Genomic DNA, 13793 nt, shown 5'->3' on the forward strand with positions numbered 1-13793 from the left:
GTAAATCGACTCAGCACCCCACCCTTTTGGGAAGGCTTCGAAAACACAGCAAGGTATGCTTAAACACCCGTAGAGAGCCAGACTTAACACATCTGAAACTCTGATACGCGGGCTCCATTTCTATTGACAAAGCTAATAACTGTCTTTACTTGATATGAACAACCTAGTGGAGGAAATTCAATGTTTACATTGACTGAAAACGCCCATAAAGAACTTGCGGCGTACTTTGCAGATAAGGACAAATCTCCTATCCGCATCTATCTGGCTCCGGGCGGCTGAAGCGGCCCAAAATTGGCATTGGCTCTGGATGAGCCAAACGAAGAAGATTCCGTATTTGAAGAGAAAGATTTCACTTTCTGCATCAATAAAGACCTCATTGAAAAGTCTGGTAAAATTACCATCGACCTTTCTTACATGGGCTTTGTTGTAGAGTCTGAGAACCCTCTTGGCGGCGGCAGCTCTTGCGGCAGTTGCTCCAGTGGTTCTTGTGGCTAGACGAGCTTAGCTTATTAAAGGCGACTTCATTTTTGAAGCCGCCTTTTTTTGTGCCTTATCTATAAAGAGAACTGATAGTAACAAGGAAAAGTTGCGAGACCTATCTATCTGTTACACATCTATTTGACTTTTTTTCCCCCTGACAGGTATGTTTCTCTATATAAAACTCGGAGGAACACACACTATGTTCACAGTAACTAAAGACGCTCGAAAATCACTTGATGCACATTTTGAAGATAGAGAACTTGCATCCATACGTATATACCTTGCTCCCGGCGGTTGCAGCGGCCCAAACCTTGCGTTAGCAATGGATGAGCCTAACGACGACGACACAGTTCTTCCTGCTGATCCATACACTTTTTGTATCAACAAGGAACTGCTCGACAAAACAGGTGCTCTTACTGTAGACATCCGCTACGAGGGCTTTGTAATTGAGTCCGCAAATCCACTTGGTGGTGGCGGAGGCTGCAGCGGTTGTGGCGGCGGTTGCAGCAGCTAGTCTGATAGGTAAAAATAACCAAAGCGGCTTCGTAAGAAGCCGCTTTTTTTTATACGTATAGGAGATCTACCATGACATTCAAAGAGTCTGTATTGTACGCAATCAAAATTGCACACAAAGAAAAGAAAGAATTTGTGGTAGGCAAAGAAGACGGACGATGGGAAGTGCGCGAGCTTGCAGACCCTAGCTCTGATCAAATGTCACCAAGCATTATCGTTACGGGTAAAGGTATCAAATACCCGGATGATGAATATCTATATGCCCAGCTCATTGAAGAAGGTGCATAAACGAGACGCCATTAAACAGATTTCCCGCATAAACCAAATGGAAAAGACTGGTAAACACCATACAGTAATTTACCAGTCTTTTTTATTACCAAAAGCTCTGCGACTACTTTATAGACTCAAAAACAGCAATTTGCTTGGTTACCCCAAGAACTGTCTGGGCTTCAACAAATGTAAGGAACTTATAATGCCCCTGCAGCTTGGTTCCTTCCATATAGACACCATTTCTTTCACGTTTAACAGCAATTTGTTTTACCTTAAAATTGTTGTCGACATAGGAATAAAATACAACTTCAGAGTTAAGGCTTTGTACTTCATACTTATCGTCGTAGGTAGGCTCAATTGCATAAGTTCTAGCTTGGTCAACCGATATGGAACGGCGTGCAATATTGCTAAGTAGGTTTTCAATTCCTAAAAAGTACTCAGATAGTCCTTTAGATACAGCATAATCATGCATTGCTTTAGCGCGTTGCTCTCTTAATGCGTTAGCTTCTCGCTCTTTTTGGGCTTTAGCTTCAGCTCTTTCTTTCGCTCTTTCTTTCGCCTTTTTTTCCTTTATTTCAGCATATTTTCTTTCATACTCTTTATACGGTGCTAAAAAGTTCCTATCACAAATTTTAAGCTCTTTTTCAAAAAGATCATTCACTTTTTTATCAGTCTCAACTGAGGAATTGAAATAAAGCGTTACGTCGTACTTAATTTTGGATATTTTTTCGTAATACGCTTCTGTGTACGAAATATCTTCTATCGACTCGGCACCTCTTAAGCAAAATTTTAGAGAATTTTTCATGGCGCCTACTGCCATTGCATCATATGTGACCTTGTTAAACTGCTCCTCATTTTGAGCAATAATTTTTTTTGCACGAGCTATGTGTTCAGCAAATGACTTTCCATAGATATCTAGGGTTGAGGATTCGTAATCAGGAACAGTTTTAGCAAGCTTAGCGCATCTAGCTTTAAGATCCTTAACAGAGCCGTAAAAATCGTCTTGAGAGCGCTGATCTGGCTTATAAGAATAGACTCTGAAGCCCTCAATCAGCATTGCAATTCTTTCCATCTGGCCACGGGATCGGTTTTTGTTAAACAGCTCTTCGTTTTGAGCAATAATTTTTTTTTGCGAGAGCTATATGTTCAGCGAATGGCTTTCCCATAATCTTTACGGTTGAGGATTCGTAATCAGGAACAGTTTTAGCAAGCTCAGCGCACCTAGCTTCATGTGCTTCAGCAGAAGCTTGAAAACTGTTTTGCGAACTTTGATTTGGACTATCATACACTCTGAAGCCCTCAATCATTATTGCAATTCTTCTCATCTGCTTAAGAGATTGTTCGTCTACAGTCGAACTTGGCTGTCTTTCTCTTGATGAACTTTTTTCTACAGACTGCGTTGATTGCCTTTCGACTTACTTTTTTTCTTTCTACAGGCTTTGGCTGCCTTTTGACTGCTGGCTTTTTTTCTACAGGCTGAATTTTCTTTTCTGCAACTGCAGGCTTTGAGTGTCCCTTGTCTTGTTGAAGAACTTTAGAAGTATCACTTATAGCTGTTGTAACTTCTTGAACGCCACTGGCTATATCTGACAGTGAATCAAGTCCAAATCCGTAGCATGGGGAGCACGTCAAGAGAAATACAAGGAGAGTGAAGATCGGTCGATTCATTGTCCAATTCCTTATTGCTTAGAATGATAAGATAAATTTTCTACTTGAAGTTCTATGACTACCAAATATTACTTGTCAAATAGTTACATCGAAAATGTATAATTTTGTTAACATTTGCGTGCATATCTTTCAAAACGACAAAAATGTATAGCCTTACTTCCAATATGTTGCCGTTGTATTTCTACTGTAACTGGCAATAAAGAATCAAATGCATTCAAATGATGTGCTGATAAAAAATATCGATTTCTGACACAAAAAAAAGGGTAGATCAACGATCTACCCTCCTTCTCATTTATCTAATCAGAATAGCGTTCTTAGAACGCCCCGCCCTGACCCCTCAGAAATGCTCTACGAGCTCCAACCAGTCAGAACAGTCACACACGCCACATTGAATTTTTGCAAGATCTGCTTCGCCGTCCGGATGTATTCCGGCAATTGCATCACGTAGAGCAACAGTACGGTAATCACGAGCTGTTGCTTCATAAATTGTGGTGCGAACACAGTTTGCAAACCAAGTTCCGGCAATCACCGCAGTAGTAACGCCTCGTTCTCGCAACATCACATCAAGTTGGGTTTCATAAAAACAACCCCAACGTGGTTTATATAAAATTTGTTCATTTTTTGAGATAAACTGCGGTTCACCAGTCAGAAGAAATTCGCCGTCTGCAACGACACCTTCAGGAATTATCTCAGCCACCGGCTGCATTCCTTCTGTTCCAGATAGAACCAGCTGCAAGCCATTTTCTATTGCTTCACGTCGACTCACATCTACTTTTATTGCATTATCTTTAGCAGAGTAGACTCGAACCACATGAATAATAGGTAGATCGTGCTCACGATAAAATTGCACCATCCTGCCCGTCATAGTTGCAGCACGCGCTGCTCCCACACCTTCCGCTGATGCTCCAGGGAGGACAAAGTCATTTTGTAAATCAATAGTAACAAGCGCGCTACGCTTTGGCTCTGGGCGAGTATATTTTGAAAAATGACTGAACATTATGGCAACATCCTTACATAAGCTTTAATTCAAATAAATATGAAATGTATTCCAAAACAACTTCGGAAAAGATAATTTTTCCAGTTTGTTCAGTCAAGAAAAGTGACACTTAATCAATACAATACGAATCTTTTGTAAGATGACCCAAAAGCAAGGAAATTAACCTCGCTGAGAAGATCGTAAACCTCATCGTTAGCAGATATGCGGTTACCAGAGATCCGTTTAACAGATGGCATAAAAAAAGCCGCACTAGGTGCGGCTTTTTTTTATTATAAGACTGCTTATTTCTGAAGCCAAGGCATCATGCCACGCAGGCGTCCGCCAACTTCTTCGATCTGATGAGCAGCTTCGATACGACGAGTAGCAGAGAAGAATGGGTAGTTTGCCTGAGACTCAAGAATGAAGTCACGTGCAAAACGACCCTGTTGGATATCTTCCAGAACTCGTTTCATTTCTTTTTTGGTTTCCTCGGTGATAATGCGAGGGCCTGTTACATAATCACCATACTCTGCAGTATCAGAGATGGAGTTGCGCATGTTGGCAAGACCACCTTCATACAACAGGTCTACGATCAGTTTTGTCTCGTGCAGACACTCAAAGTAAGCGATTTCTGGCTGGTAGCCAGCTTCACAAAGAGTTTCAAAACCAGCTTTAATAAGTGCGGAAATACCGCCACAAAGAACAGCTTGTTCACCAAAGAGGTCAGTTTCTGTCTCTTCAGCAAAAGTTGTTTCGATAATGCCGGAACGTGCGCCGCCAATGCCTTCAGCGTAAGCTAAAGCCTTCTCTTGTGCTTTGCCTGATGCGTCTTGGTGGACAGCAAACAAACAAGGAACGCCACCACCCTCGGTGTAGGTACGGCGTACGAGATGGCCTGGGCCTTTAGGGGCAACCATGAAAACATCAACGTCTTTCGGGGCTACGATCTGAGCAAAATGAATATTAAAACCATGTGCAAAGACAAGTGAGTTACCAGCTTTGAGGTTCGGCTTAATGTCGTTCTCAAAGACAGTAGACTGGTACTGATCCGGGAGTAGAATCATGATGATATCTGCCTGTGCAGATGCATCTGCAGCAGACATCGGCTCAAAGCCGTCAGATTTTGCTAAGTCATAGTTTGCTCCGCCAGGGCGCTGCCCGACAACAACATTAATACCAGACTCGCGAAGGTTCTGAGCATGTGCATGCCCCTGGCTACCGTAGCCAATGATTGCTACAGTCTGATCTTTCAGGAGTTCCAAGTTGGTGTCCTGTTCGTAATAAACCTTCATCTCCACTCCCTGCCGTGCTTTACACGGAACATACGTTTAGGTTGTAGTTATATATAAAAACCCCCGCCTGAGGAAAATCACAAGCGGGGGCATGCCAAGCGAATGATTCTTATTTCTCAGGTTGCATGGAGCGTCGTAGTGCGACGGTACCAGTGCGTGCGATTTCTTTAATGCCAAAACGGTCTAGTAGGGCAATGACAGCCTCTACTTTACCATGATCGCCAATGACTTCCAGCGTTAGTTCATCTAGGCTGACATCAACGACTTTGCATCTAAAAATATCTACAATACGTAGAATTTCTGCGCGGCTAGATTCGGTTGCATTGAGTTTTATCAACGCCATCTCGCGCTCTACAGTTGTGCTGTCCTGCATATCAGTCACTTTAATGACTGTAACAAGCTTGCGCAATTGCTTAACAATTTGCTCAATAATCTGCTGATCACCGCGTGTTACAACGGTCATCAAAGAGACACCCTCTTCAAGCACTGGTGCTACGTTCAGAGAATCGAGGTTAAAACCGCGACCGCTGAACAAGCCGGAAATACGGGATAAAACGCCCGGTTCGTTTTCTACAAGTACGGATAATACATGTCTCATAACGTTATCCCCTACACCAGCAACATTTCTTCAAGAGAGGCTCCAGCAGGAACCATTGGGTACACATTCTCTTCTGCCTCTACACGCACATCCACAATACATGGAAGTGGTGATTCAAAAGCAGCCTTCAGCGTTTCTTTCAGTTTAGCAGGGTCAGTTACTCTGTACCCTTCCGCACCGTACGCTTCAGCAAGCTTAACAAAATCAGGTTGTGCATCCATGCATGTTGAACAGTAGTTTCTATCATAGAACAGTTCCTGCCATTGGCGAACCATTCCGAGGAAACAGTTATTCAACACAACAATTTTTACTGGCAATTTATGGCTTACAGCAGTCATAAGCTCCTGACTATTCATTTGAATAGACCCGTCGCCAGCAATATCAATTACCAGTTTATCAGGGAAGGCCATCTGTGCACCAATGGCAGCAGGAAAACCATACCCCATTGTGCCAAGACCGCCTGATGTCAGCAAAGTTCTCGGCTGACGGAACTGATAGAACTGTGCTGTCCACATCTGGTTCTGACCAACTTCAGTACTGATGATGGCATCACCTTTGGTCAGCTCAAAAATTGTTTCGACAACATGCTGCGGCTTCAAAGAGTCCTCTTTGTGGTACCGCACTGGGTGCGTACCAGCCCACTCTTTGATCTGCTCATTCCAATCATGGTATTGAGCCGCCCAGTCAACATCGGCGAATTCTGTCTGCTGCACCTTAACAAGACCCTGCAAAGCAAGTTTGCAGTCCCCTACTATCGGCACTTCAACTTCAACATTTTTCCGAATTGAAGTCGGATCAATATCAATATGAATAATCTTTGCCGCTGCCGCGAACGAAGAAAGTTTACCTGTAACCCTGTCATCAAAGCGTGCTCCCACAGCTAAGATAACATCTGCATTACTCACAGCCTTGTTTGCTGGGTACGTGCCGTGCATGCCGACCATACCAAGCCATAACGGATCATCTCCCGGAAACGCGCCTAAGCCCATAAGGGTACCTGTTACCGGTACCTGCATAGAACGAGCAAGTGTTCCCAATTCTTCAGCAGAATTAGAGGAAATAACGCCGCCACCAGCAAAAATTAACGGACGTTTTGCTTCGCTTAAAAGCTCAATTGCCCGTCGAACCTGGTTATTGTTCGGCTTATACGTTGGGTTGTAACTACGCATCTTAATACGTTCCGGATAATGGAACGCGTGCATCTGGCTCTGAACATCCTTTGGAATGTCAACGAGAACTGGCCCCGGTCTGCCGGAACGAGCCACGTGAAATGCTTCCTTGATAGTTGCTGCAAGTTGAGACACGTCTTGCACCAAGTAGTTATGCTTGGTGCAAGGACGTGTTATTCCTACAATATCAACCTCTTGGAAAGCATCGTTTCCAATAAGAGGAGTTGGAACCTGACCTGTTAGAACCACTAACGGAATAGAGTCAGCATACGCAGTTGCAATACCGGTAACAGTGTTTGTTGCTCCCGGTCCTGATGTTACAAGGCATACACCGACTTTGCCGGTAGCTCTTGCAAATCCATCAGCTGCGTGTACTGCACCCTGTTCATGGCGAACCAGCACGTGTTTCAAATCGTGATGATTGGACAGTTCGTGATAAATATCAAGAACCGCACCGCCCGGATACCCGAAGAGAACGTCTACATTCTCTTTTTTTAAACTTTCTAACAGGATTCTGGCCCCAGAATACTCCATTTACATCTCCAATTCCCTGTATCGATCAAGCATTATTTGAATCTTAGTTTTACCGTCTAATTTCTGTTTCTTAAGCTCACGCAAAGAAACTTTTTCTTGTGAGGTTAAAATTGATTTGCTCTCAAGTTGATCTAACTGCTTTTCAAATAAGACGTGCTCATCCCAAAGCGCCTTGAGGGTATCATCATGGGGCAAGTGTTTCTCGAGTAATTCTACGTCACGTACTTCCATGATTGCTTCTCCTTTTTTGGAGGTTATCGGTAGCTTTCTTGGTTAAAAACTACCCATAGGGATCGAATACCGTCACATCACGCGTAACGGGATTCATTTATATTGTCAGAGTGTAAGGACACTCGTAACAGCATTCTCCAAGCGTTACTTTTGAGCTTTTTTTTGTGCTTAATCGATTTTGTAGGTTAATTTTTCTACTTTTTCCAACTCTCCTGCTGCGAATATTCGTCAGGTTTTTACATCCTGCTGCCTTCATGGTGATAAAGCAGCCTCTTTTTTCGTCTCCAACCACGTCGCTGTCAGGCGCGTGGTTGGCTCTGACAGAGACTGCCAGGCTAGTGAATAGCTCCGGCAAGTTGGTACATGGAACGGATAACAAAAATCTGTACAAACTGAATTGCAAGCAACAATACAACGGGAGATAGATCTAGCCCGTTGAAATAGGTAAACGGCAACCACTTACGAATGCGGTAAAATGCCGGTTCTGTAAGATTATGTAACATACGCACTATTGGGTTGTACGGATCAGGATTGACCCATGATAGAAGTGCAGAAATGATAACGACCCAAAAATATATACTTAAGACTGCATTTAAAACTTCAGCAATCCCTACTATAAAATTCATAGCAACAATCTCCATTAAGCCTCCGGTTACACGTCCGAGATAAAGTACCTCGGGGAGTTCCACTAAGTTCTACTTAACCATTATGACGGATTACTTATCAAGTAAAAAATTACGAAATTGGCAATTTTTTTTATTTTTTTGTAACAAGTCTATAATTTAGGCTGGTTACACCACTCGATAAGCGTTTCTTTAACTCTGTCAAAATCATCGATATGAATACCACGTAACTTAGCGTTTTTATACGCCCAAAATGGAATTCCGGCTCTTTTTGCCGCTTCTTCATCGACGATACTGTCACCAATGAATACAACCCTGTCAGAAGTTTCGTGCCACACTTTCATAATTTCAAGTGCGCCCTCAGGGTGTGGCTTGCTCTCCACCTTAGCAGCAGTCATCACAGGATGAAAGAACTCATTCATATCATGCTGTTCTAGTACCATTTCCATGGTGTTAGAACGGTTTGTAAATACCGCAAGCTTAATACCAAGCTCTACAGCCGTCTCTAAAAGCTCATATAAGCCGAGTTCCGGCGTCATAAGCGGTAGGACAGTCTTGATGTAGTTAACCTGCTTTTGTGCCTCAGGAATCAGATGATGCTTCTCTTTCGGCACTATGGCTTCATAAAATCCCATCACTGAGGAATAATGCGCCACATCTTCCTGTTCGGCGGTCAACGGAGGCATATCTAAAACATCAAGTACCTGATTATAGTATCCAATATTACAAGCACGTGTGTCAAACATCACTCCGTCACAATCAAAGATGAGACCACCAAGCCCGTTCGGAAACATGTCGTCTAATAATTCTGGCGTAAAATTCATTCTCGTCACGTCCGCTCTTCGCGCATCTTATGGCTGACAGCAAAAATTCGAAATCTGCAAGCTAACCTGTGCACCCTGCTACCGTTTGGCAACAAAATAATGCTATGGTTATAGAGAAAATTACGGCTCGAAAAAACACTAGATCAAAATATACTTAGAAGTATGTGAGAATCTGACATCATTAGATAAATACCATATTTCAACAGCCAATATATCAAGTTTTTTCGATGCTAGCCCTTTAAAGATAAAGATCACAGGCAAATTCTTTTTTGCTATTAGTCCGTTACGCTACTGTAAAAATTTCTAATGTGCGATTCAGATTGTCTCTGCCTTTCGGCGCACGTGTGTGTCCCAATAATGCATATGCCTTTACAGAGTACAACTTCCAACCGTTTTCTTGGGAAAGTGAAAACCCGTACTCTTCAACAGCTACAGAATCTGGAGTGATATCCTTACCAACTTCGGTAAGTACATCCACAAGTTCTTTCTTTACCGCAATAAACCGAGCGTGCTCCGGTGCAAACTCAACGATTGCACTTGCCACAGCACGCCACGGCACCCCTAAATCTTCTTCCACATCACCCGACAAGGCTGCCTTGGGATCAATCCCCGGGAGTTCTTCCAGATCATCCTCATCAGTGATACCAAGAATCGCATCCATGTTGGCGCTGGATGCTGTAAATTTGTCTTTTAGCGCTGCAAGCTCAGCCACACGACTTTCCATGTCCCATGCTAGCAGTAGTGTTTTTTGTGCTGCAATACGCACTTGTAATGCCATGTCCACAACAGGCTCATCTTTCTTTGCCGGTGCGAAAACACCTGTCGCTACAAAAGCATCAAGGTCTGCAAATTCGTCTGCTAGTGGTTTGGGAGTTTCTTTCTTTGTAGACTTCTCCGCGAGCACCACACCGGACATATCGCGGGCACTTCGAAATGAGAACCCGTACTGAAGCAACTCATGCAACTGGCCGCGTGCATCCGCCGGACTCATCGGAAGTTCCGGAGATACAAAGAAGGAGGCACCGGTAGCTTCGCGTAGCCCAGGCGAGCAAAACAGCACTCCCTCAGGTAACGCAGTCGCCACGTGCTGTGGCTGAACTGCCGGAATAACAAGAGTAACTTTTTTCGATTCAGATGCGCTCATTAAGTCACCTAATTATCGTGAACAGCCAGAGACTGCTCCAGAGGTTTGAGAATGTTTGTACCGGCGGCAAACGCCGGTACAAACAGGTAAAGTCAATACACAAATCAGGTTCAATTCATAACAACAGTCTGTAAGATTGCTATCATTCGCACATTGTTTACACGCGTCTGAACAATATTCAGAACAGAGTGTTCCCGCCGGAGGCAGCTCGGCCTCGTGGACATCCCACAAAGTTGCAGCCTGATCATCATCCAGAGAAAACCGATCCGCCCGGTCAACGAATTCATCGTATGCCTGCAGAAAACGAGTAATCTCAGAACACGTCCACTCAATGTGATCTCCGGGATTCACATGCTCTTCATACAGGCAATGCCCCTGTTGATAAAAAGCACAGTTTATTCCGGGTAATTTTTGAACCTGAGCGACCATAAGCTATCCTTTAACGAGATCGTACGGCCATAATTCCATGCCGCCATCAAGTACATAAAGGCTTTTTGCGCCGAGACCATAAAGGTAACAGGCTATGGAATACGGAATATCAGAGTTATGGCTTACAATCACCAATGGGGTAAAGCGCGGAACTTCGTCCTGCAAACGCTTTTTAAGCTGAGTGAACGGTATGTTGTAAGCATCTTCAATATGTCCGTTACGCCATGCAATCTGGTCACGCAGATCAAGAACGAAGAACTTAGCCCCCGCCTCACGTGAAGCAATCAATTCGGCAGGAGAAATGCCAAAAATACGCTCTTCAAGCTTGTTAGAAAGCATTGAAGCAGCCTTATTCAACATCATACCGCCAGCGGCCATATCAACGCAGGAAAGCGCCTGTACGGTCATATTGCTGGCAAGTGCTACAGCTGTGCCCGCGGCTACACCATCTATCCAACCGGCATCAAGTGCGCCGCAAACCTGTGCACCAAGCACGACACCGGTCGCCTTGTCACAGACCATCTTAACAACAGCTTTAGCAGCAATACCTGCAAGAACTGGAGCTGCGTCAAACATAACGAACTCCGGATCGTAACCGGCAACAGTTGCTTCATTCTGAGTAAGACCAGTACGGAAAACAACGCAGTCTGCTGCCTGATAGCGGGAAGTAGCACAACTACCAGTCCATGTTACAGGCTGTTCCAGTGCAATAGCACTCAGCACACGCCCCTGAGCGATAAGGGAATCCACAGAGCTCGCTTCGAAAGGAGCATTTGACTTCCCAGCCACTTCAGTACGTTTAACAGCAACAGCTGAACCGAAAAGATGTACCCCATCAAGTCCGCATGAAAAATCTTCATTAACAGAGATGAAACCGGAAGGATCAAGGTCAATGCCCTGCTCTGCAATAATTGGATGCACAGCACGAGGAGTATCGGCCCAGAAGAAAACATCGCCTTCAACAACTTCAGAACCGCAGGCTAATGCACGAACATCACCTTCTGCGTTTAATTCCGGAGTCACTGCCGTCTCTGTCATAGGGACAACACGAACTTTGCCCTCTGCACCAGCTTCAACTTTGTTGCTCACCACATGCCAGAATTCCGGATCGAACTCTGCACATTCGGAGCGAGCCCACGTTACAGATACGCCAGCAGCAACAAGCGGATCAATAAGGGACATTGCATGAGCGCCGCCGTAGACTACAGCAGTCTTCGGCTTGTAGCTTTCCAGCCATTCATCCACGAGACCTGCTTGTTCAAGTGGCCAAGGAATAACATTCTGTGCTCCACGAATAGCACGAGGCAATCTTGGTGCCGCATCAATTTCCATAATCAGCGTAGTGTAGCGGATTGGAATACTGCCCTGCGGGGAAGAAGCGTGAACGGTTTTGTTTTCAAAATCTAATTCCATGGAAGCCATCGGAAGCACGCTAAGCTGTTTAGCATCAAGCAAAACAGATGAAACGTGTACCATAGGGTTGCATTTTCCAAATACACCCTCTTTGGAACCTTCTTCAACTTCAATAGGAACAAGTAGGTTTACCTCAGCAGACGGAGCCTGCCTTTTAATGCGCGCAGCGGTCTTTGCACCTGCAAGACCAGAACTTATAATAACAATACGTTCCATTTTAACACTTCCTCTTTTCTTAAAAACTTAACAAACGGAGTACTGCCGTTTTTCCGTTTGTTATTCGACATATTACGGGAAACAGCACGAGAACAACCCCTTGACCTTGCTGGCCCCCGTGTGTATAGCGGCTTCATATCCTATGGAGGGAACTATGTTCGGTATCGGTATTCCAGAATTATTAGTTATTCTTGTCCTCGTCCTACTCGTCTTCGGAGCGAATAAGCTTCCTGAGATCGGTGGCGGACTTGGCCGTGCCATTAAAAATTTCAAAAAGGCGACTAATGAGCCTGATGAAATCGATGTCACTCCATCTTCCGAAAAGAAGAAAGACGAAGACTAGCAAGCTGTTTTTAAGCTTACAAAAAATCCCGAAGTACTCAGTACTTCGGGATTTTTGTATTTAAAAGAGCCTACTCGGCAGCTGGCTGAAACTCGTATGTCAACCCGCGTCCATTTACGTACTCAGATAATTTTGAAAGAACCAGATCAATATTTTTGGATTCCACGACCCAGCGTGCTGACACCGAGTCTGACTGAACCACCACCGCCTCTAATCGTGCGCCAGCAGCAGAGCCTACCCAGCCTCTCAGCACCCTGTCGAAGGCTTCGACTCCGTCAGGGAATAACCAGCCACGAACTTGAAGAACACCGCGTTGGGCATTCCCCACAGGTTGCGGGTTTGAGCTTTGTGAAAAATATTGTCCCCACACACTGTACCATGCTGCATCCAAATCTTTGGATTCAGCAGATATAGGGGCACCTGCTCCCTGTAAAGACAGCTCCCACTTATTTCCAACGGTATTCATTACTAGAATAAGCGAGGAATTGTAGTCTGGACGCAAACCATACAACTGGTGAAGACGTCCTAACTGTTCCCATGTCTCACTCTGTACACCGGAGTACTGTGGGTTATACACAACAGGGGTAGTCTTGGTGTTAAAGAAACCAAGACGCTTTATCACAGATGTTAATGAAGAACGGTTTACAGAAACTTCCACGGACATTTCCTGCCCATATCCATCTGCCATATGCGTGGACCCCAACTCACGATAGCTTAAAACATATGTTTTTGCTTTCGGAGCCAGAAACTTACGCAGCTCTTCTTTTCGGACATCCGTAATGGGATAGCCTATAATTTCAAGCGATTCGTCAAACACAGCATTTACAAAGACTCTCTGTAACGCAACAGAACGAGACCGAACTGTATACGCGCCTTCCTCAGCACCATCAGGAACTGATTCATACCAGACAGACTGCGCAACACGAGCCTGAACAAGCGAACTAAACATAAGCACAGTCGCTAACGCTATACCAACAAGAACTAATTTTTGTTTTATCATATTGAATCTACTGTATGCCTTACAATTTCAGTTGTCCAAATGTACTGTATCGTGCTGTAAAACACCAGAG

General features: G+C 44.3%; 16 protein-coding genes. 4 read left to right on the forward strand and 12 right to left on the reverse strand.

All coding sequences use genetic code 11. The features are described from left to right. Positions 1-180 precede the first annotated feature (180 nt). The 3 genes from MKHDV_RS18910 to MKHDV_RS08775 all read left to right on the forward strand — a co-directional run bounded on the left by MKHDV_RS18910 (position 181) and on the right by MKHDV_RS08775 (position 1281). The gene (locus MKHDV_RS18910) at positions 181-495 is read left to right on the forward strand and encodes an IscA/HesB family protein (RefSeq protein WP_254060442.1); all 315 of its coding nucleotides are present in this window, start codon (positions 181-183) and stop codon (positions 493-495) included. A gap of 184 nt (positions 496-679) precedes the next feature. Continuing rightward, the gene (locus MKHDV_RS08770) at positions 680-994 is read left to right on the forward strand and encodes an IscA/HesB family protein (RefSeq protein WP_160714382.1); all 315 of its coding nucleotides are present in this window, start codon (positions 680-682) and stop codon (positions 992-994) included. A gap of 71 nt (positions 995-1065) precedes the next feature. Further along, the gene (locus MKHDV_RS08775) at positions 1066-1281 is read left to right on the forward strand and encodes a hypothetical protein (protein ID WP_160714384.1); all 216 of its coding nucleotides are present in this window, start codon (positions 1066-1068) and stop codon (positions 1279-1281) included. A gap of 103 nt (positions 1282-1384) precedes the next feature. On the opposite strand, the gene MKHDV_RS08780 is transcribed toward MKHDV_RS08775, so the two are convergent. From MKHDV_RS08780 to MKHDV_RS08835, 11 genes are all read right to left on the reverse strand, one after another. After that, positions 1385-2335 carry a hypothetical protein gene (locus tag MKHDV_RS08780; protein WP_160714386.1) on the reverse strand — a complete coding sequence of 317 codons (951 nt, stop codon included), beginning with the start codon at positions 2333-2335 and terminating at the stop codon, positions 1385-1387. Between the two features lie 933 nt (positions 2336-3268). Beyond that, positions 3269-3928, reverse strand: a complete 660-nt coding sequence (locus tag MKHDV_RS08790) for a cysteine hydrolase family protein (RefSeq protein ID WP_160714390.1) — start codon at positions 3926-3928, stop codon at positions 3269-3271. Between the two features lie 281 nt (positions 3929-4209). Continuing rightward, a complete protein-coding gene (ilvC, locus tag MKHDV_RS08795) occupies positions 4210-5199 on the reverse strand; it encodes a ketol-acid reductoisomerase (RefSeq protein ID WP_160714392.1) in 990 nt (329 codons plus the stop codon). Between the two features lie 109 nt (positions 5200-5308). Continuing rightward, a complete protein-coding gene (gene ilvN / locus MKHDV_RS08800) occupies positions 5309-5797 on the reverse strand; it encodes an acetolactate synthase small subunit (protein WP_160714394.1) in 489 nt (162 codons plus the stop codon). Between the two features lie 11 nt (positions 5798-5808). Further along, positions 5809-7500, reverse strand: a complete 1692-nt coding sequence (gene ilvB / locus MKHDV_RS08805; RefSeq protein WP_160714396.1) for a biosynthetic-type acetolactate synthase large subunit — start codon at positions 7498-7500, stop codon at positions 5809-5811. Then, positions 7501-7731, reverse strand: coding sequence for a DUF465 domain-containing protein (locus MKHDV_RS08810; protein WP_160714398.1), 231 nt, complete (start codon positions 7729-7731; stop codon positions 7501-7503). Positions 7732-8066: 335 nt separating this feature from the next. Next, positions 8067-8372 carry a YggT family protein gene (locus MKHDV_RS08815; protein ID WP_160714400.1) on the reverse strand — a complete coding sequence of 102 codons (306 nt, stop codon included), beginning with the start codon at positions 8370-8372 and terminating at the stop codon, positions 8067-8069. 134 nt (positions 8373-8506) lie between these two features. After that, complete coding sequence (locus MKHDV_RS08820; protein WP_160714402.1) at positions 8507-9178, reverse strand: HAD family hydrolase; 672 nt, start codon at positions 9176-9178, stop codon at positions 8507-8509. Between the two features lie 283 nt (positions 9179-9461). Further along, positions 9462-10322, reverse strand: a complete 861-nt coding sequence (locus MKHDV_RS08825) for a hypothetical protein (protein WP_160714404.1) — start codon at positions 10320-10322, stop codon at positions 9462-9464. Between the two features lie 12 nt (positions 10323-10334). Beyond that, complete coding sequence (locus MKHDV_RS08830) at positions 10335-10751, reverse strand: hypothetical protein (RefSeq protein ID WP_160714406.1); 417 nt, start codon at positions 10749-10751, stop codon at positions 10335-10337. Between the two features lie 3 nt (positions 10752-10754). Then, entirely contained in the window at positions 10755-12380 is a 1626-nt protein-coding gene (locus tag MKHDV_RS08835; RefSeq protein WP_160714408.1) for a rhodanese-like domain-containing protein, read from the reverse strand. A gap of 154 nt (positions 12381-12534) precedes the next feature. Here MKHDV_RS08835 and MKHDV_RS08840 point away from each other — a divergent pair, with 154 nt between their 5' ends. Further along, positions 12535-12723, forward strand: coding sequence for a twin-arginine translocase TatA/TatE family subunit (locus tag MKHDV_RS08840; protein ID WP_160714410.1), 189 nt, complete (start codon positions 12535-12537; stop codon positions 12721-12723). 70 nt (positions 12724-12793) lie between these two features. Here MKHDV_RS08840 and MKHDV_RS08845 read toward each other — a convergent pair whose 3' ends face one another. Continuing rightward, positions 12794-13723: a hypothetical protein gene (locus MKHDV_RS08845; protein WP_160714412.1), complete on the reverse strand. Its 930-nt coding sequence runs from the start codon at positions 13721-13723 to the stop codon at positions 12794-12796. Between the last annotated feature and the right edge of the window lie 70 nt (positions 13724-13793).

This window comes from Halodesulfovibrio sp. MK-HDV (genome assembly GCF_009914765.1).
GTDB lineage: Bacteria > Desulfobacterota > Desulfovibrionia > Desulfovibrionales > Desulfovibrionaceae > Halodesulfovibrio.

Coding starts and splice junctions, on each gene's coding strand:
- MKHDV_RS08830 (WP_160714406.1), bottom strand. CDS start 10,751: ATGGTCGCTCAGGTTCAAAAATTACCCGGAATAAACTGTGCTTTTTAT.
- MKHDV_RS08825 (WP_160714404.1), bottom strand. CDS start 10,322: ATGAGCGCATCTGAATCGAAAAAAGTTACTCTTGTTATTCCGGCAGTT.
- MKHDV_RS08780 (WP_160714386.1), bottom strand. CDS start 2,335: ATGGAAAGAATTGCAATGCTGATTGAGGGCTTCAGAGTCTATTCTTAT.
- MKHDV_RS08840 (WP_160714410.1), top strand. CDS start 12,535: ATGTTCGGTATCGGTATTCCAGAATTATTAGTTATTCTTGTCCTCGTC.
- MKHDV_RS08815 (WP_160714400.1), bottom strand. CDS start 8,372: ATGGAGATTGTTGCTATGAATTTTATAGTAGGGATTGCTGAAGTTTTA.
- MKHDV_RS08835 (WP_160714408.1), bottom strand. CDS start 12,380: ATGGAACGTATTGTTATTATAAGTTCTGGTCTTGCAGGTGCAAAGACC.
- MKHDV_RS08790 (WP_160714390.1), bottom strand. CDS start 3,928: ATGTTCAGTCATTTTTCAAAATATACTCGCCCAGAGCCAAAGCGTAGC.
- MKHDV_RS08845 (WP_160714412.1), bottom strand. CDS start 13,723: ATGATAAAACAAAAATTAGTTCTTGTTGGTATAGCGTTAGCGACTGTG.
- MKHDV_RS08810 (WP_160714398.1), bottom strand. CDS start 7,731: ATGGAAGTACGTGACGTAGAATTACTCGAGAAACACTTGCCCCATGAT.
- MKHDV_RS08775 (WP_160714384.1), top strand. CDS start 1,066: ATGACATTCAAAGAGTCTGTATTGTACGCAATCAAAATTGCACACAAA.
- MKHDV_RS08770 (WP_160714382.1), top strand. CDS start 680: ATGTTCACAGTAACTAAAGACGCTCGAAAATCACTTGATGCACATTTT.
- MKHDV_RS08820 (WP_160714402.1), bottom strand. CDS start 9,178: ATGAATTTTACGCCAGAATTATTAGACGACATGTTTCCGAACGGGCTT.
- ilvC (WP_160714392.1), bottom strand. CDS start 5,199: ATGAAGGTTTATTACGAACAGGACACCAACTTGGAACTCCTGAAAGAT.
- ilvN (WP_160714394.1), bottom strand. CDS start 5,797: ATGAGACATGTATTATCCGTACTTGTAGAAAACGAACCGGGCGTTTTA.
- ilvB (WP_160714396.1), bottom strand. CDS start 7,500: ATGGAGTATTCTGGGGCCAGAATCCTGTTAGAAAGTTTAAAAAAAGAG.